Origin of the sequence: Vibrio sp. SCSIO 43132 (genome assembly GCF_019904195.1) — a bacterium.
Taxonomy (GTDB): Bacteria; Pseudomonadota; Gammaproteobacteria; order Enterobacterales; family Vibrionaceae; genus Vibrio; species Vibrio nigripulchritudo.
In genome coordinates, this window is the sequence record NZ_CP063199.1 from 860896 (window position 1) to 879581 (window position 18686).

Sequence of the window (18686 nt, forward strand, 5' to 3'; positions counted from 1 at the left end):
TCAAACTGAAAACACTCAGCAATGCAGCCTGCCTGATTGGACTGTTGATGTTTCCATTGAGCGTTAACGCGACTTATTGTGAAAAATCAACACAGCTGAATGACTTAAACTCAGCGACCACTGCCATCAGGCACTGTCATTTTGCGCCCTGACTTTACAGCCAGTTTGCCCTTAGAGCGAAGTCAGGTTAGCGCACCTAAAATCAGAAAAATCGCTAATATACTCGGTGTCTTAAAGTCGTAGAGTCGTTCTCCTTAATAAGAAATATGTCGTCGCTTAGGTAAGACCCAATAAAAAACGCCACTGGAATTCCAGTGGCGCTTTAGGCAGTTGTTTTTTAAAACAGGATTAGTTGATCTTCATTGCACGAATGTCGAAACCGTCGCTGTTTGCATCGTATCCCGCCTGAGATGAAGGAATCAGGTGAGTACGGTCAACAAAGCGTACTTCTGTCAGCAGACAGTTGTCGTAAGCTGAGTCGTTAAACAGTTTGTCGATCTTCTTGTTAGTGATCAGGTAGTTGTTTTCCAGTTCGGTTTCAACCACTTCCCAACGGCTTGCGCGGATACCATTCTCAACACAAGACAGTTTCACTTTGATCAGACCTTGCTCAGCGTAACGCTCGTAATCCCAGTTGTTTGCTGTGTACTCATCCAGAGTCAGACGCTTGTCTTTGATCGGACAACCTGCAAACTTACCGTTATTCGCTAGCTTGAATGTGATGATACCTTCACGACCAACACCGTAGAAATTCTTATGATGAAGAATGTTGGCAGGGTCGTAACGCCAAGGTTCAGCAGTCAGACGGAAACCAGCATTATCAACCACAACGTTGCCTAGTGACTCATCCACTTCAAGGTTACAGCTGATTTCTTCTGGCGCAGGCTCACCACCGTTCAGACAGTTAAGCAACTCTGGGCTGCCAGCTGGGAACAGCAGTTCACACTGTTCTTTGTTCGGGTTCACTTTTGTTACGTGAGTACGTACTTTGTTCACCAGAATACCGTAAGAATCAGGCAGACCTTTATCCGCTAGAGCAACGGCAGTGTGGAAACGATCCGCTTTGAATTTGATGCGTGCAACGTAGAAACCGTGGCTGTCGCGATGTGCAGACGGAGCGGCTGGCAAGCTAACACGATGACCATCAAAGCTGGCGTTTGAACCACCATCCAGTTTCGCAGAAAGAATGTCACCACGAACCCATACAGCCAGGTCACGGTATACATTGCTTGCGTTGTTGTGGTAGTTACGTTTTGTGTAACGGATTTCTACTTCGTACTCAGACCCAGGTGTTGTTGGAATGAAAGTACGCAGGTTAACAGTAGACGCATTGTTTTGTGGGTAAGACAATCCGTAACGTTTACCACCAACGTAAATCGCTGGGTTGTGTTTCTTACAATGGTAAGTGTCTGAGTCTAGCTCAGTCAGGTAGTGTTTCTTCTGCTCCCACCATGGAAGCGGGCTGCCGAAGTTGTATGTTTTGTGCTTGCCCACTTCTGCGCGAGCTTCACAAACGTTGTCCACCAAGCGGCGGATCTCATCAACACCAATGCTGTTACGTAGCTCATCAAACTGGCTGGCACCAAGCATCTTTCTTAATGTGTTCCAAGTCCAACGAACTTCGAACAAGATTTTTTGACTGCTTGTTGTATACGCCGCTTTGTTACTTGGCGAGAGAGTTTGGTTTGGAGAAAGGTCGACAGTCGCCCAGTAGTGACCTACCTGATTTGAATAGCTTTTGAAGTCTTGAACGTATTCTTCAGGTTGTAATTGATTGTTGTCGATAACAGAGGCTGGAACAAATGCCTGAGCCTGTGCGGTTGCTAGTGTGACTAAACCTGCAACTAAAAATTTCAGTTTCATTACTCTAAATCCTTTGTGTTTTTGTCTCGGTAAAAACACTCAGCAATGCAGCCTACCTAAATTGAACGTCCTAAAGTTAAACTAGGTACTGTCATTTTGCGCCCCCACTTCTCAATGGGTTTGCCCTAAGAGTTGCGGTAGAATACATGATCTTCGTTCAGAAAAAATGCACGATCGTCAGCATTCTCAAATATGCTACTCATATCTTATATAAGAGAGCGCTCATGTATAACAAAGAGGTATATACATCAGGAAAAGGAACTGCATAACTCCGGGGTTGGAGGAGATTGAGTTATGCAGTTCAACCTAAGGTACTCAGACCCTAAGACTTCTAATCTTCGATGCGGACGTTACGAATTTCGTAGCCGTCGCTGTTTGCGTCATATCCAGGTTGGTCTTCTGGAATGGTGTGAGTTCTGTCCACAAAGCGGATAGCACGGAGCAAGCAAGATTGATAGTTGTCGTCGTTAAACACTTTATCGATTTTCTTAGCCGTGATAAGCAGGTTATCAGGGTGATCCGTCTCAAGCGTTTCCCAACGTGCCACGCGTAGATTGTTCTCATCGAGACACGCCAGTCTTACCTGAACCCATCCTTGTTCCGCGTAACGCTCGTAATCCCAGTTATTGCCTGTGAACTCTTCTAATTTTAGTGTCTTGCCGTAAATAGGACAGCCAGAAAATTGACCATTGTTCGCCAATCTCAAGGTTGAGATTCCGGCCTTGCCAACACTGTAGTAGTTTTTCGCGTGGAACAGGTTGTTTGGATCGTAACGCCATGGCTCACTTTCGATTCGGTAACCTTCTCTGTTGACCTTGAAGTTGCCAAGTGTTTCATCAATTTCAAGATTACAGCTCAGGATACTAGGCGTTTCTTCGCCACCAGAAGTCAGGCACTTTTTCAAACCGCCACTGTTTGGTGGGAAGAAAAGTTCACATGTTTCTTTGAACGGATTTTCTTCGGTAACCTCGGTCTGGATTTCGTTAATCAGAAGACCGTAGGAATCTGGGTGACCGCTGTCTGCCAGAGCAACAGGCGTGTAGAAGCGGTTAGCCGTAAAGCTGATGGTTGCAACATTAAATCCGTCTTCTTGGTTTGCATCACTGACTGCTGGGTTAGCAGGTAAGCGGACACGTTGCCCAGTAAACGCAATATCACCAAAACCTTCCAACGAAGCTTCTTCCAGCGCACCACGAACCCAGACGTTCATGTTGCGATAAGCTTGGTTTGCGTTGATACCAAAGCGACTGTAGTTGTAGTTACGCTTGTGGTATTTGATGGTCAATGTGTATTTGGAACCCGGAGTTGTTGGTACAAAAGTGCGCATATTCACAGTTGAAGATTTCTGCGGATATGAAAGTGGGTAAACAACGCCATTTACGGTAATTTTTGGATTGTTGCGATTACAGTGATAAATGTCAGAATCCATCTCTGCTACGTAACCACCAACGGAAGGGGCGCCATAGTTGTAAGTACGCTGAGTACCAACTTCTACTCGTGCTTCACACTGCTCATCAATAAGTTTGCGAAGCTTCTGAACGCCAATTTCTTTTCTTAATTTGTTAAATGCAGGCTTACCAAGCATTCGACGCATGGTGTTCCAGGTCCAACGCACTTCAAACAGAAGTTCGTCGCTGGCATTGGTGTAAGCCGCTTTATCTGAAGGAGTGAGGCTAGGCTCACCTGGTGTAAATGTGATAGTACCCCAAGAACCACGATCTGTTTGATCAGCGAAGCCGCTAAAGTTTTGAGTGTACGTTTCCCCGGATACTGCAAATGCAGATACTGTAGTTAAAGCCAGCGTAGTGGCTGTAAAAAGAACTCGTCTAGTCATCACGCTCGTTCCTTGTCTGTTTATTTTAGTGGTGTTGATTTGCTTCAACATCTGCTCTTGTAATGCAGCCTGCCAATAATCCTCTCCAAAAATCAGTGGCACTGTCATTTTGCGTCCCTGCTTTTAAGCAAGTTTGCCTTTTGAGCGTTGAGCAAAAAATAAGCTAACCAGACAAGATCTCCTACATGATAAAAGTGTTAATTGATGAGTTCGCACTCAGTCCAATAGGATGGTTTTTTGGTACTTTACTACGAAGTATTAACTAGGTAATAAAAGTGTCATATATATCTATCTAATTTCCTTGATAAATATTGGGGGAAATATCGGCGGTATCAACTATGAAGTCATTGCAAGCATTACATACTTTTCTTGAACTAAGATTCCGTTTAATGGTCAAAAAGTGCCCATTTTTTGTGATCTGCTGCCAAGGAATGGTCGGTTTTCGCGTTCTTGATTCATATAAAGACCGTAAATTGAGCAGAATAATTCGCTGAATATTCTAACTTGAAGTAACTTGAAATGAGTTATTGCCATGAAGCAGGGAGTCATCATTGAAACAGCCCAGTTACTGGAAAGAAAACACCGCATTTCCTCAGTGTTTAAGCGCATTAAATAAATGGACAGATCCAAAGTCCCCTCTTTATTTACCAGTCGAGAAGCGAATTGCTGTGTTTGACCTTGACGGCACGATGTGGTGTGAAAAGCCTTACTTCGCAGAGCTCTTTTTCGTGATAGATAAACTAAAGGAAGCCATCGAGACTGAATTGGATGAGCCGGATAAACAGGTTCTCATTGATGCGGTTAACCGTGCGCAGCGCCAGTTCGCAGGTTCAGGAAAAATGTTACTGGATGCGTTTAACCTTGCTTACCCCAATAGCACCAGCACAGAGATTGAGCAGATGTGTGGGGAATGGTTAGACACAGCGTTACATACAGAACATGGTCATTCTTATCTGGACATGATTTATCTGCCCGTTAAAGAGTGGATTGATGCACTGCATCAAAACCAATTCGCCTGCTATGTGTGCACAGGCAGCTCTGAAGAATTTGTCAGACCATGGGTTGAAGCGGTGTTTGGGATTCCGGCAGATCGGGTTCTGGGCTCTGTTTTGTACAGTACGTCACAGGGGCGTGCCCTAAACTTAAACATCCACGATGAGAAAATTCGCTCCGTTCAGAAACGTTGCCCTGCAGAGCCTGTGATAGTGGTGGGAAATTCAGACGGCGATCTGGAACTGTTGGAGTGGATTTCTGCTAATAATAAAGAGGCACTTTGTTATCTGGTTGACCATGACGACAAAGAGAGGGAATATGTATACCCATTTGGGGCACGTACTCAGGCGTCTTTGGATGAGCTGGGCATGTTCTCTCGTATTTCTATGAAGGAAGACTGGCATATTGTGTTTGCAAATCAACCGCCGCTTACGCGCTCTTGATTTCGAGAAATGAGTCCCCACTTAAGGGAATATCAAGGTCAAAGCACCTTCATAAAAATAAATCACTTCTAGCGCTATTTTTTATCTATAAATAGTGTTAAAAAGTTTTTTTTCTTCAAATGCACGCAAGGGTATCAGTCTTGGCTGATTGTGATATACTCTGCGCGCATTTTATATCCTATTAACAGAGTAAGACAATGGCAGATTTATCAAAGTACAGAAACATTGGTATTTTCGCGCACGTTGATGCGGGTAAAACTACCACCACTGAGCGTATACTAAAGCTTACTGGTAAAATCCACAAAACGGGTGAAGTACACGACGGTGAGTCTACAACTGACTTCATGGAGCAAGAAGCTGAGCGTGGTATTACAATCCAGTCTGCAGCTGTAACTTGTGAGTGGAAAGGTCACCGCCTAAACGTGATCGATACTCCGGGACACGTTGACTTTACAGTTGAAGTATACCGTTCTCTTAAAGTTCTTGACGGTGGTATCGGTGTATTCTGTGGTTCTGGTGGTGTTGAGCCTCAGTCAGAAACTAACTGGCGTTACGCGAACGATTCAGAAGTATCTCGTCTGATCTTCGTAAACAAACTAGACCGTATGGGTGCAGACTTCTTCAACGTTGTTGACCAAGTGAAGAACGTTCTAGGTGCTAACCCACTAGTAATGACTCTGCCTATCGGTCGTGAAGACGATTTCGTTGGTGTTGTAGACGTACTAACTCGTAAAGCTTACGTTTGGGATGACTCTGGTCTTCCAGAAAACTACGAAGTACAAGACGTTCCAGCTGACATGGTTGACGACGTAGAACAGTACCGTGAAGAGCTAGTTGAAACTGCTGTAGAGCAAGACGACGACCTAATGGAAGCTTACATGGAAGGCGAAGAGCCGACTTTGGAGCAACTAAAATCTTGTATCCGTAAAGGTACTCGTGACCTAGCATTCTTCCCAACATTCTGTGGTTCTGCATTTAAGAACAAGGGAGTTCAGCTAGTTCTAGACGCAGTTGTAGATTACCTACCTGCTCCAACAGAAGTTGATCCTCAGCCTCTAACTGATCCAGAAACTGGTGAGCCAACTGGCGACGTAGCAACTGTTGATGCAGACGAGCCACTAAAAGCGCTAGCGTTCAAGATCATGGACGACCGTTTTGGTGCACTAACGTTTATCCGTATCTACTCTGGTCGTCTGAAGAAGGGTGACACTATCCTTAACTCAGCGACTGGTAAGACTGAGCGTATTGGCCGTATGTGTGAAATGCAAGCGGACGAGCGTAACGAGCTTACTGAAGCACAAGCGGGTGACATCATCGCTGTTGTTGGTATGAAGAACGTTCAGACTGGTCACACTCTATGTGATCCTAAGCACGAATGTACGCTTGAAGCGATGATCTTCCCAGAACCAGTAATCTCTATCGCGGTTCAGCCTAAAGATAAAGGCGGCAGCGAGAAGATGGGTATCGCGATCGGTAAGATGGTTGCAGAAGATCCATCATTCCAGGTTGAGACTGATGAAGATTCAGGTGAAACAATCCTGAAAGGTATGGGTGAACTTCACCTAGACATCAAGGTTGATATCCTTAAGCGTACTTACGGTGTAGACCTAATCGTTGGTCAACCTCAGGTTGCTTACCGTGAAACTATCACTCAAGAAATTGAAGATAGCTACACGCACAAGAAGCAGTCTGGTGGTTCTGGTCAGTTCGGTAAGATCGACTACCGCATCAAGCCAGGTGAAACTGGTTCTGGCTTCAAGTTCTCTTCTACAGTAGTAGGTGGTAACGTTCCTAAGGAATTCTGGCCTGCAGTAGAGAAAGGCTTCGAGTCTATGATGGAAAACGGTGTTCTAGCTGGTTACCCAACTCTAGACGTTGAAGTTGAGCTATTCGACGGTGGCTTCCACGCAGTTGACTCATCTGCAATCGCATTTGAAATCGCAGCGAAAGGCGCATTCCGTCAGTCTATGCCAAAAGCTGGCGCTCAACTTCTAGAGCCAATCATGAACGTTGACGTGTTCACTCCAGAAGACAACGTTGGTGACGTAATCGGTGACCTTAACCGTCGTCGTGGTATGATCAAAGACCAACAAGCTGGTACTACTGGCGTACGTATCAAGGCTGAAGTACCTCTATCAGAAATGTTTGGTTACATCGGTCACCTACGTACAATTACTTCTGGTCGTGGTCAGTTCTCTATGGAGTTCGCACACTACTCTGCATGTCCACAAAACGTTGCAGAAGAAGTAATTGCTAAAGCGAAAGAAGAGAAAGAAAACAAATAATTCTTTTCTAGCTAAGTAATTGAAAGCCCCGCCAATTTGGCGGGGCTTTTGTTTATCTGTGGGATTTATTATAAAAACAGCTTAGCGGTTTCGCTGGTAGTGAACCTGGTTGATTGCGCCCGCAAAGGTTTCGCTTTTTACCAGCTTGAAAGCCTGCTGCGTATTTAAATCACCAAACAAAGGTGCACCGCCACCGAGTAATACAGGTATGGTGGTTATGATCATCTCGTCAATCAAATCTTGCTGTAAAAAGCCCTGAATGGTTGCCCCACCGTCTATATACAGGTCGTTTAAGCCTTTCTGATTCAATTGTTCGACAATCTCTTTCAACTCTCCATTCACCAAAAACACTTTGTCTTCGTAGCCCTCTGGCACCTTGGTTAATGTATTGCTAAGAACATAAACAGGTTTGCTGTACGGCCATTCAACTCCAAACCCCAAAACAACATCCAGAGTGTTTCTTCCCATCACCAATGCATCAACTCGCTCCATGATGGCGTTAAAGCCGGTATCAAGGTCATTCGGCACGGGTGCAGCGTGCAACCAATCAAGACCACCTTCTTTGTCTGCGATGTAACCATCAATGCTGGTGGCGATAAAAACAATATTTGCCATGGATGTTGCCCTCGTCTTTGTTACTTGATTACAGAGAAGGTTTAATTATAATTCTACAGTGTAGAAATAATCCAGAAAAAATAGAATGGAAAAAGAAGTGAAAAAAAGAGGCAGGCCAAAGAGCAGTCAGCTCAGTAAAGAGCGCATTCTGGATACGGCGAAACAGTTGATGAAAGCGACAGGTGCCATCCCGAGTATTCGCAAGCTTGCCAGTGAGTTAGATGTCGATGCAATGGCGATCTATCATTACTTCAAAAACAAGAATGTTCTTTTAGAGGCAATCACTATTTCGCTGGTGGATGGCATATACGAGCCTCAGGACAACCAAAATTGGACAGAAGAGTTGAAATTCTTGTGCAGGAGCTATGTTTCCTTGCTGGATACGTATTCCGGGCTTTTGCAAACATTGCTAACGATGAAATCAACGGGTCCTGCTGAAGTGTTCATCACCCGATTTGAACGAATTATTCAACCGCTTTCTTTGGATGAAGGAGAGCAACAAGCAGCGTTAGAACTGCTTGTCGATTATCTTCATGGTTTTGCATTAGCCCTCAATTGCAATTCAGATCGAGAGCAATTAAACGTTGATCGCCTCGATGGTATTTTGGATTTCTATTGTCGGTCTTTGTCAAAGTAGCTATGAATGAACAAAGCGTGGCTCAGAATTTCTTTTTCCCGTTCCATTTCAAAGAGTAGTCGGTTTCAATGACAGTTAACCCTTCACGCCCTAAGCCACAAAACTCCTGAACTTGCTGTTGTATCCAGGTGGCAAAGGTCTGGATTTTTTCCCGTCTGAAATAGCCTGAAGGAGCGCACAAGAAATAGTTGAATCTTGGCTTCAAACCGACGTTCCCGATTCTGACCAGTTTGCCTTCTTGCAAGTATCGGTAGGCCAGGCTGTGCTTAACCAGCGCCACCCCCTGCACCGACAGAGCGCCTTCTAAGACAAAATGCGAACCATCGTATTGCAGCGTAGACTTCCCGCCTTCTATACCCAGAGTTTCCTGCCACAACTGCCAGTCCATATCTGGCCACATATCTTCGATTAAGTCTGCTTTGCTTAAATCTTCTATCGAAGTAATTTGATGCTCTTTCTGATAGAGCGGGTGACAGACGGGGTATACGACTTCATCCATCAGCCAGATACTTTCTACGTTTTTGTAGTTGCCAGTGCCATAACGAATACAGAGATCAACACTGGAATCCTGAAAGGTCACCAGTTCGTTTTTGGGCTCAATCAACAAGGCGATTTCTGGGTGCTTTTCGCGAAAATGCCGAATGCGTGGCACCAGCCAATGCTGTGCAAAGGAAGGGAGCGTTGAAATGGAGAGTCGATTCGGGTCAGGATCCTGGTTTATCTGTCGAATTCCATCCTGTAAATGCGCGAATCCTTTTTGAGCTTGCCTGAATAGCATCTCACCTTCATGAGTTAAGTGTACCTTTCTGTGCTGTCGGATAAAAAGCTCTGTGCCGAGCCAGTCTTCTAGCAATCGGATCTGTTGGCTAACTGCAGCAGCGGTAACAAATAAGCGGTCTGCAGCAGACTTGAAACTGCCTGTTTCTCCAGCGATATAGAAGTAGTAGAGCCCTTGAAGTGGCGGCATTTTTTCTTTCACTTAAGTTTTCCTTAACTCAATGTCAATTTCTATCGTTTGTCTACGCACCTATTTTGATTAATTATTGATCTCGAGCTTAATAACAATCAAGGAGGAAATGATGACGACATCAGCGATTTATTCAGCACGAGTTGCGGTTAAGAAACCGACCAGCTTAGTAAAGAAAGCGTTCTCTTTGATTAAGCGATGGTTTCAAAATTACCGCACTCGCAGGCAACTGGCTGAGATACCAGAACACCTGTTAGATGACGTTGGTATTACGAAAGAACAGGCAAACAAAGAAATTCGTAGACCATTCTGGGATTAACTCCAAGTTAGCGACCTTCCTGTATCCCGTTTTGTTGTCGGCGTAGGAGCTAACAAAACGATCTTAATGTCGCGCACTCAGCATGTTTTTCATGCTGAGTTTTTTCTTTTTTAGCCTTGCGTTTATTCGATAGGATTCAGCGTGGCTTCGACTTCTGAATGTAACCAGTCAGAAAAAGCCTTGATACGTTCCCTTCTGGGGGAGTCTGGGTCAGAAAACAGGTGAAACGTCAGCCCCGGTGTCATACCAATATCAAAAGGGCGAACCAGCATGCCGCGTTCAACGTAATCGCTGGCTAAACATTCGGTTGCCAGACAGGCGCCATGCCCGGCGGCGACAGCGTTCATGGCAAGGTCAAAGGTGCCGACTTCCATCCATTGAATGGACGACTTCTTCATTTTTATGTCTAAAATTTTAAACCAATCTTCCCAAGGGAAACATTTAGATTCGTAATGTATCAACCAGCAATCCAGCAACTGTTTTGGATCGTCGAACTTCATCGAGTCAGCCAGTTCGGGTGAGCAGTACGGATAGATTGGTTCTTCCAAAAGGCGTTCACATAACAGCCCTTCAGAATCTTCCATTTCTTCTCCTTGCCAGATTGCGACATCAATATCTCCATGACGCAAATCCATGTCGTTGCAGGTTGTCATGACCCTGATGGGGATAGAAGGATGGCGTATGGAGAATTTCCACAACCTTGGCAGTAACCAACGCGATGCGAATGATGGGGGAGAACTGACAGACAACACGCCATCTACGGGTTCATTGGTGATTTGATTCAGCCCGGTAAGAATACTCTCAAAGCCTTTAGATACCTGCTTGTAGAGCGTTTTTCCTTTTTCGGTCAGCGCCATTTCCCGCCCCTGACGGATAAACAGCTTGCAGCCAAGAACCTGTTCAAGCTGGCGGATCTTCTGGCTAACCGCTGCCTGACTGACAAACAGTTCTTCTGCTGCTTTGCTGTAGCTACTCAATCGAGCCGCGGCTTCGAAATAGCGCAGCCCGGATAAATGTCGCAATCTGGGATCCATAACGTGTACTTATATTAGATGTAAGAAATTGTCGTTCGAATATTGATCATAGTGGTTCCATAATAGCCGTAAATAAAGCTAAGTCACAAGCGTCAATAAGGGGAGAATGTCATGAGAATAGCATTACATTGGGGGTTCGATTTCGAAATTACACTCCCCAAGACCAAGTTATCATGGAACTTTGGCTCTAAGCGATACAAGCAGAGATATGCCTTACTAACCAAAATGTCACCACACATGCAAAAAGATGTGGGTATGGAAACTCAACCAGAGTCCAATCGGGATTACATACGCTTTCTATAAGTAGAGGTTATTAGTACAGAGTGTTATTTAGTAAACAGCGTTTATATAAAAAAGAAAGAGAGCCACTAGGGCTCTCTAAGAGATTTAAACAGACTATGAGATTAATCTTCCCACACAACCATTTGCCCTTTGGGCCAGTTAGCACCTATGTCGTGGTACTTCTTCTCAAGCACATGTCGCTTTATTTTGAGGGTCGGGGTCAGAACGCCATTTTCAATGCTCCATGGCTCTTTCACCATAAGAACCCCTTTAATTTGTTCGTGGGATTCTAAGGTTTGATTCATGCGTTCAACAACTTTGACTGCACGTCTTTCATAGCGAGCTCGGTCAAAGTTAGGGTAGGCGTGTGGAATAGCCAACAGAATAGGACCTGGTAGACCAGAACCGATCAGACACATCATTTCGACTTTACTGTATTCAAACAGTTTTTTCTCGATAGGGACTGGCGCAACGAACTTCCCTTTTGCAGTTTTGAAGGTGTCTTTCTTGCGCCCCTGGATGGTCAGGTAACCTTCGCTGTCTAGGGAACCAATATCACCCGTATGAAGCCATCCGTCTTCATTGAATGATTCCTGAGTGGCTTCATCATTCTTGTAATAGCCCGCAAACATGCCTTTACTGCGAACCAAAATCTCTTCGTCGTCAGCGATTTTGATTTCAATTCCAGGACCCGCATTACCGACGGTTCCTATTTTTTCTGGACGGAACGGATAGTTCAACGTGCTGTAAGCAAACGACTCTGTCATGCCCCAAGCTTCGGTGATGTTAAGACCTACCGAGCGATACCATTCTAAGAGTGCTGGGGATACAGGAGCAGACCCGCAACCAAGAATACGCGCTTCGTTCAAGCCCAGCCCGTCTGCCAGCTTTTTCTTAATTAAGGAATTGATGAACGGGATTTTTAGCAGAATGTTTAGCTTTTTCTGCGGCAGCTTTTCCTGAATGCGCTGCTGGAACACTGTCCATAGGCGTGGGACTGAAATAAACAGGGTAGGACGCTGCATTTTCACGTCTTCAATGAAGGTATCTAACGATTCAGGGAAGGCAGTTTGTACACCTTCACGAATCGAAGTACCGAAGATATAGACGCGTTCGGTAATATGCGCCAGAGGAAGATAAGACATTAGGCGGTCGTTTCCGTCGCTGTCTACTCCTAAGTGCTCGATCAATTTCTGACTTGACCAGTTGAAAGCACCATAGGTAAGCATCGCCCCTTTTGGCAAACCAGATGTACCCGATGTGTACACAATAGACATCAGTTTATCGTCGTAGTGTTCTGGTCTCAGTTCACTCGGCGATTGATTTTCAATCAGCGAAGTGAATGCATGCTGGCAATCAGGTGCTGAATCGTAAGGCAGCGATATGGTGATCAGATCACTGAGTTTGTTGATGACCTCTGTGGTCGCCGCTGAATCATCCAGCTTACCTGCGATGAGCGCTTTACTGCCACTGTGAGTGATACAGTGTTCAATCGTATCGCTGCCTGCGGTCGGGAAAATAGGCACACTGATGTAATCACCTAGCATTAACGCCAGGTCGGTGATGAACCATTCCGCGCAGTTCTTGGAAATCAGCGCGACTTTGTCGCCGGGATTCAAGCCCAGACCCTGCAAGGCAGAGACGAGTTTTAGTGCTTTGTCGGCAACGTCAGCGTAAGTAAATTCTACAAACTGTCGATTGATAATTTGCTTGAGATAAACGTCGTTAGGACGTTCCTCTGCCCATTTCAGGATCAGTTCATTAGGAGGGGTGAGAGAGCATTTCACATTCTGTGTCGATTGAGGCTGAACCATCAGATGACTCCATGTCTTTTTTATAATGAATTGTAATTGTTATCATGATGTTAAACTAGTCTGTTAGTATAGCCGTGGTCAACCAAGCCTTTCAAATTTTAGTTCACGTTGAGATCTCAAACTTAGATGTATTTCTTATTTAATTGTCAGTAACAATATTTACATTTTCTAACCCCTGTTTTTCTTTTAATTACCATGCAGTTATTTATAACCGATATTTAATTCTATAGATAAGGCAGTTCCATGTTTGAATAACTACACGCTCCGAACTAGCCTTAATATATGAAGATTTTTCTCTGGCAGAGAAAAGGAGAGCGTGATGATTACTGCGATTATCCACTTCATCAGAATATACGCTGGAAAGTTTGTGAAAAACGAACGTGGTGTCACTGCCGTGGAGTACGCCATTATTGGTGTTGCTTTGTCAGCCGTTGTTATCGCGATTTTCGACAAAGACTTGCAGGTTTTTCTGGAAGAAGCCATTACATCGATTTCAGAAGGGGGCGCGGTTTCTTACTCTGAATAAGAGTGTTGCGGCTTTTTTGAAAATATAACCATACACTTTGTGTTTTAAATTTTCGTCTCTGATTTCTTACAGCCGAGCTATATTTTGGTGTTCGGTGATTTATTATTTCTATGACACATTTTAAACAACAAAAAATATGCCTCATCGGAAGCACTGCGTTATTTTTATTTCTCACAGGTTCAGTCTATTCCGATCATCTTGAACGCCATTCCAATGCTCTCATTACAAATTGTAACGCACCTGTTATCAACTACCATCAAACCATTGGGTTGGGAAGCGGTGCTAATCAAGGGAAAAATATTGCTCTTGAGAGTCACAAATACAGCTCATCTCATCACTTTTCTACGATTGATTATTGGCTGGCAGAAGAAATTCGAACACTGGGGATCAGCAAGCAATGTGCAGATTATCTGGTCAGCCGTAGCGAAGTGAGTGTGGCAGAAGAACCCCATTTGCTTGCTTATGTCACTTTTCCTTTTACACAGGATGAATTAACACAAGAATCTGACTGGGTTTTGAATTTTATCGCGAAAGTCGTCAGCCAAAATCCTTCTTCACTGGCTCTTCAGCAAAAACACGATGGTATGTTCAATCACTTGAGCGTAGCGATTGTACGCACCAGAAAGCTGGAAGCACACTTCACAAAGCATGGCATTGATTTAGAAAAACTTACCAGATCTAGTGGTGAGTAATTCCTTCTCTTGGGTCGTGTTCAGGGTGCTGCTCCAGAACCTGAGAAATGTAACCCTGGTGATCGCGCAACACATTCACGCAGTTTCCGTCTAACTTACCTTCAGCGACCATTTTCTCCAGTTCCAGCAAAGCAGAAGTCACACACCACGCCTGTGCGTAAGGTCTGTGACTCGTTAAGGCATCGAAAATGTTGGCAACCGTGACGATTCGCGCAGAGACAGGTATATCTGCATGGCTCGCACCAGACGGGTATCCGCTACCATCAAGAAATTCATGATGGTAGGTCATGATGTCTTTCAATACCTGAATACAAGGGTGATCTGGAGAACCAAGATTTTGCAGAATCTTATTAACGATGGTTAGCCCTTTCTCTACATGGTTTTCCATCACTTTTCGTTCCTTCTCATCCAGCTTTGTCGGCTTGAGCAGTAAGGTGTCAGGAAGCGCTATTTTCCCAATGTCGTGAAGACGGGAAAAGAGGTGGATGTGCTCAATGGTTTCATCGTCCAGTTGGTAAAGCTCCGACACTTCGAGTGCGATCAATTTGGCGTACAGGCTGACTCTGAGAATATGTTCATCGGAATCGCTTTGCGCCCCAGGGTAGATGTCTCGGGTGAGCTCGGCAGACGTCAGAATGGAATGGACTAACGAGTACTCGGAGTTGATGGTGTAATTGATTTGCTCGCAAAAGGGCATTAGCTCACGTTGTACTTCCGGGCTGAATACATGGCTCTGATGTGAGTTGAAGTTAATAAAACCAATGAACTGCTGATGGTGATATGTCGGAACAGTAAACGAAGAATGATACCCCTGTTCAATCAACCAGCGAGAGTGGTGTCGGTTTGAATTGACCGTGGCGGCAATATCGTTGATCACTCGATGTACGTTTTTGTTGGCGCATTCCTGTAAAGATCGACACTCTGAAAATGGGTATTCGTGATGGCTCAGGGAATTGCCATCGGTATCGCTTTCCGCATACGTTCTGAGTAAGTCCAGATGAGCATCGTAAAGAGTGAATGATACCCGATCCACTTCTGGCACTTTGTCTTTTATCTGGTTGTGAACATGCTCCAAATGCTGATTGAGAGATGCCATCTGGCTTGGAAAAGAATGAAACGACTGACGCTGCCGAATAAACATAACCGCTTTCCTCTTGATGCCGGTTCCCTATAGCTTCATGACATATTTATTATCAATAAAATTGCAATAAGCTTTAGTGAATATCTAACGATCAAGTTTAGACAAGAAAGTGAAATGTTGCTGAAAATTTAATCACCAGTTTGGCTGCTCAGGAAAAGAAAAAACCGAGCCTATGCGAGCTCGGTTTTCCCTTAATATTTATTTCAATCAAAGCATGCCAAGCAACATACCAGCACCGATAAAGAAGGCGACTAAAGCGACAATTGGGAGCTTTCGTTGTTTGAGTAGATAAAAACCAGCCACCACCACAGCCATATCAGCCCCTGACAGCACTGCGCTGGTAAACACGGGTTGGTATAGAGCCGCAAGCAACAGACCGACAACGGAAGCATTCACTCCGGCTACTGCCCCAGAAAGTTTCGGTCGGCTCGCCAACTCCTGCCAGTTGTTCAGCACTGTAAGCAAGAGCAAAAAGCCCGGTAAGAAAACTGCCAGAGTTGCCAGCAGAGCACCAAGAATCGGGCTGGCTGGCAATAGCTCGTAACCTATGTAGGTTGCAAACGTAAACATTGGTCCCGGCACTGCCTGTGCGGCGGCGTATCCGGTTAAGAATGCGTCCTGGCTAAGCTGATCTCCGACGATATTTTGCAGAAGTGGCAGCACCACATGACCGCCACCAAACACCAGACTGCCTGCCTGATAGAAATCGCTGAACAGTTGGATTTCCGTAGCCAGCCTACCCAACACAGGTAAGCCAAAAAGAAGCGCGGCAAACAGAAGCAAAGGCAGCCAGCGAATTTGAGTCGGTTCACGACTTTCAGTATTTGCCTGATCCCCACGAAGTAGCGCCTGACCCACCAAAGCTGCGACGACCAAGACGATCATCTGAGTGTACAAATTGGGGAAGAGTAATAGCGCCATAGCCGTAGCGACGCACAAAGCGATGGTAACTTTTTGTTGGCAGAAGTTTTTATACATGCCAATCGTGGCGTCTGCTACGACTACAACGGCTAACAGTTTCAAACCATGAATGATGCTTTGAAAAACACTGGAATCCGTCAACTGACTGCTAAGGACAGCAAGCAAAAGCATCAGAATAACGGAAGGGAGAGTAAAACCAAGAAACGCCGCAATTGCGCCCGTTATTCCGCCTTTTCGATAGCCTAGGGCAAAGCCTACCTGGCTGGATCCCGGTCCCGGAAGGAACTGACTAAGTGCAACGATTTGGGCGTATTCGGCTTCACTCAGCCATTTCAGTTTTTCTACAAAGGTATTGCGAAAGTAGCCAATGTGAGCTGCAGGACCACCAAAGCTGACCCAGCCTAGCAGAAAGAAGGTTTTGAAAATCGAGAACATCTGCTGAATCCAAAAATAAAGGAATAAGGTTATTGGGCATAGTCTACGGAGAGCTTTAAAATGACTCAAATTGATAGGTTTAATATAGAATATGAATGAAATGGGTTAGAGATTAGAGTAGGTATGCGACACGACATCAACTGGAAAAGCATTGATTTGAATCTCTTAGTGGCATTTTCCGCTCTGTTCGAAAGCCAGAGCGTCAGTGCTGCCGCTGCTCAGCTGCACGTCAGCCAGTCTGCGATGAGTCATAGCCTTGCTCGTCTAAGAACTCTGCTTGATGACCCCCTGTTCGAAAGACACGGGCACACCATGTTGCCCACCGAGCGGGCGATTTCGCTGGCATCAACCGTCGAGCGTATTCTGGATCAGGTCACCGGTGAGCTCCTTTCTCCTAAGACGTTTTTGCCAGAAGAGTATCAGGGCGTTTGTCGCATCGGGCTAACGGATTACGCCGAGTTTATCTTTGCGCCTGTACTGTTTGATGTTATCTCCAGGCAGGCTCCTGAAAGCCAGATCTGTTTTGTTAACGTCAACCGAAGTAATTATGTAAGGTTGACCGAAGAGCAAAAGCTGGATGTGGTTGTGGGAAGTTTCCCTGATCTGGATGCACGGTTTCAAAGTGAGCACCTTTATGACGAAGAACATGTGTGTCTGTTTGATGAGTCTCTGTTTGGCAAGGTCAAAGCGCTAAAACTGGAGCAATATCTGTCTATTGACCATGCATTAGTCAGCCCGGGCGGGGAACTGGTCACGGGTATCGATAAACATCTGGAGCAGATGGGAGAAAGTCGTCAGGTACGGGTAGCAGCAGGGAATTTCCTGACCATTCGACAATTGCTTCGTCGGCGAAAGCTGCTTGCCATTGTGCCCAAGCGAATGGCACAAATTGAAGGCTTTGATGACCAACTGGTGATGACCAAGCCACCCATTGATGTGAACGACTTTGCCATTTCTTTGATTTGGCCATCACGACAGCACACCCGAGACAAAAACATATGGCTCCGTGAATTGGTAAAAGAAGAAATTACAATAAAGAACAAGGCATAAGAGGAATTTCATTTTGCTAAGCGATTTAAACTTTGTTCCTGTCTTTCTGGCGTTGATGCAAACACATTCCACGCAGAAGGCTGCCCTCAAGTTAGGGCGTTCGCAGTCGTACGTGTCCAAAGTGTTGGCGCAGCTTAGGGAGGAACTGGGTGACCCACTTTTTGTTCGTGGTGGTGACGGGCTTTCTCCAACCAGTTATGCCTGTGAAATCGAACCTAAACTCAAAACTGCACTGGAACAGGTACAACAGGCACTGCATCCGGAAGTTTTCGACCCTACTAGGCTGGATAAGGTGACTTTGCATATTGTTGAGCCTTATCTGGTGACGTGTGGTTCTGAGTTGATCAAAGCCATTAGAAAAGAAACACAGGCGGTCATAGAGCTGCGAACCTGGCAGAAACTCAGCGAGCCTTTGATTGCGGAAGAGGACGTGGATCTTGGTGTTCATATTCTGAGTGACAAGTCTCAGCTGTTTTACCAGAAGAAACTGCACAAAGGGGCGGGGTACATTGATGGGAACCCTGATGGAGAGTACGTAAAGTTTATGGTGTCTGGCATCAATGAGTACACCCACCATTTCCACGCCATTGACCCCTCGATTGAACCAACCATTCAGATTGATAACTACGAGCTGATGAACAGGTTAATGGATGACTGTTATACCATTCGTTACGCGCCGTTTGCCGCACATGACCATTTGACGCCAATCGAGCTGGATATTGCTATTATCGTGAAAGCGTCCAGACGTAATCACCCGAAAATTCAGTGGCTGATGTCTTTGGTAGAAACCGTATTGGCTGAGAAAGCCAAAAGTTGGGCAGAAAAATAACGCAGT

General features: G+C 45.2%; 17 protein-coding genes and 3 riboswitches. Of the genes, 9 read left to right on the top strand and 8 right to left on the bottom strand.

Annotated elements, in window-relative coordinates:
- Positions 1-14: 14 nt before the first annotated feature.
- Positions 15-180: riboswitch (cyclic di-GMP riboswitch) on the bottom strand.
- Positions 181-348: 168 nt separating this feature from the next.
- Both INR79_RS03890 and INR79_RS03895 read right to left on the bottom strand, forming a co-directional pair.
- Positions 349-1863, bottom strand: a complete 1515-nt coding sequence (locus INR79_RS03890; protein WP_004407052.1) for a hypothetical protein — start codon at positions 1861-1863, stop codon at positions 349-351.
- Positions 1864-1901: 38 nt separating this feature from the next.
- Positions 1902-1998: riboswitch (cyclic di-GMP riboswitch) on the bottom strand.
- Positions 1999-2194: 196 nt separating this feature from the next.
- Positions 2195-3697 (bottom strand): hypothetical protein, encoded by a 1503-nt coding sequence (locus INR79_RS03895; RefSeq protein ID WP_223096082.1) that lies wholly within the window; start codon positions 3695-3697, stop codon positions 2195-2197.
- Positions 3698-3752: 55 nt separating this feature from the next.
- Positions 3753-3845: riboswitch (cyclic di-GMP riboswitch) on the bottom strand.
- 403 nt (positions 3846-4248) lie between these two features.
- On the opposite strand from INR79_RS03895, the gene INR79_RS03900 reads away from it, so the two are divergent.
- Together INR79_RS03900 and fusA are read left to right on the top strand one after the other, a co-directional pair.
- Positions 4249-5133, top strand: coding sequence for an HAD family hydrolase (locus INR79_RS03900; protein ID WP_223096083.1), 885 nt, complete (start codon positions 4249-4251; stop codon positions 5131-5133).
- Between the two features lie 197 nt (positions 5134-5330).
- The gene (fusA, locus tag INR79_RS03905) at positions 5331-7418 is read left to right on the top strand and encodes an elongation factor G (RefSeq protein WP_022549811.1); all 2088 of its coding nucleotides are present in this window, start codon (positions 5331-5333) and stop codon (positions 7416-7418) included.
- Between the two features lie 81 nt (positions 7419-7499).
- Here fusA and INR79_RS03910 read toward each other — a convergent pair whose 3' ends face one another.
- Entirely contained in the window at positions 7500-8033 is a 534-nt protein-coding gene (locus INR79_RS03910) for a dihydrofolate reductase family protein (protein WP_022600185.1), read from the bottom strand.
- 85 nt (positions 8034-8118) lie between these two features.
- Here INR79_RS03910 and INR79_RS03915 point away from each other — a divergent pair, with 85 nt between their 5' ends.
- Positions 8119-8670: a TetR/AcrR family transcriptional regulator gene (locus tag INR79_RS03915; RefSeq protein WP_223096084.1), complete on the top strand. Its 552-nt coding sequence runs from the start codon at positions 8119-8121 to the stop codon at positions 8668-8670.
- Between the two features lie 22 nt (positions 8671-8692).
- On the opposite strand, the gene INR79_RS03920 is transcribed toward INR79_RS03915, so the two are convergent.
- Positions 8693-9649: a LysR substrate-binding domain-containing protein gene (locus tag INR79_RS03920; protein ID WP_223096085.1), complete on the bottom strand. Its 957-nt coding sequence runs from the start codon at positions 9647-9649 to the stop codon at positions 8693-8695.
- 97 nt (positions 9650-9746) lie between these two features.
- Here INR79_RS03920 and INR79_RS03925 point away from each other — a divergent pair, with 97 nt between their 5' ends.
- Entirely contained in the window at positions 9747-9956 is a 210-nt protein-coding gene (locus INR79_RS03925) for a DUF1127 domain-containing protein (RefSeq protein WP_375342724.1), read from the top strand.
- Between the two features lie 122 nt (positions 9957-10078).
- Here INR79_RS03925 and INR79_RS03930 read toward each other — a convergent pair whose 3' ends face one another.
- The gene (locus INR79_RS03930) at positions 10079-10990 is read right to left on the bottom strand and encodes a LysR substrate-binding domain-containing protein (RefSeq protein ID WP_223096086.1); all 912 of its coding nucleotides are present in this window, start codon (positions 10988-10990) and stop codon (positions 10079-10081) included.
- 111 nt (positions 10991-11101) lie between these two features.
- On the opposite strand from INR79_RS03930, the gene INR79_RS03935 reads away from it, so the two are divergent.
- Positions 11102-11293, top strand: a complete 192-nt coding sequence (locus tag INR79_RS03935) for a hypothetical protein (RefSeq protein WP_004407040.1) — start codon at positions 11102-11104, stop codon at positions 11291-11293.
- Positions 11294-11394: 101 nt separating this feature from the next.
- On the opposite strand, the gene INR79_RS03940 is transcribed toward INR79_RS03935, so the two are convergent.
- Positions 11395-13086 (bottom strand): AMP-binding protein, encoded by a 1692-nt coding sequence (locus INR79_RS03940; RefSeq protein ID WP_223096087.1) that lies wholly within the window; start codon positions 13084-13086, stop codon positions 11395-11397.
- Between the two features lie 319 nt (positions 13087-13405).
- Between INR79_RS03940 and INR79_RS03945 the strand changes: the two genes are divergently transcribed.
- Both INR79_RS03945 and INR79_RS03950 read left to right on the top strand, forming a co-directional pair.
- The gene (locus INR79_RS03945; RefSeq protein WP_004407037.1) at positions 13406-13612 is read left to right on the top strand and encodes a Flp family type IVb pilin; all 207 of its coding nucleotides are present in this window, start codon (positions 13406-13408) and stop codon (positions 13610-13612) included.
- Between the two features lie 110 nt (positions 13613-13722).
- Positions 13723-14304: a hypothetical protein gene (locus tag INR79_RS03950; protein WP_223096088.1), complete on the top strand. Its 582-nt coding sequence runs from the start codon at positions 13723-13725 to the stop codon at positions 14302-14304.
- Here INR79_RS03950 and INR79_RS03955 read toward each other — a convergent pair.
- A complete protein-coding gene (locus tag INR79_RS03955) occupies positions 14291-15445 on the bottom strand; it encodes an HD domain-containing phosphohydrolase (protein WP_004407032.1) in 1155 nt (384 codons plus the stop codon). The genes INR79_RS03950 and INR79_RS03955 overlap by 14 nt on opposite strands.
- 207 nt (positions 15446-15652) lie before the next feature.
- Positions 15653-16801 carry a chromate efflux transporter gene (gene chrA / locus INR79_RS03960; protein ID WP_223096089.1) on the bottom strand — a complete coding sequence of 383 codons (1149 nt, stop codon included), beginning with the start codon at positions 16799-16801 and terminating at the stop codon, positions 15653-15655.
- 123 nt (positions 16802-16924) lie between these two features.
- Here chrA and INR79_RS03965 point away from each other — a divergent pair, with 123 nt between their 5' ends.
- Positions 16925-17851 (top strand): LysR family transcriptional regulator, encoded by a 927-nt coding sequence (locus tag INR79_RS03965; RefSeq protein WP_223096090.1) that lies wholly within the window; start codon positions 16925-16927, stop codon positions 17849-17851.
- Between the two features lie 10 nt (positions 17852-17861).
- Positions 17862-18680, top strand: a complete 819-nt coding sequence (locus tag INR79_RS03970; protein ID WP_262415399.1) for a LysR family transcriptional regulator — start codon at positions 17862-17864, stop codon at positions 18678-18680.
- Positions 18681-18686 lie beyond the last annotated feature (6 nt).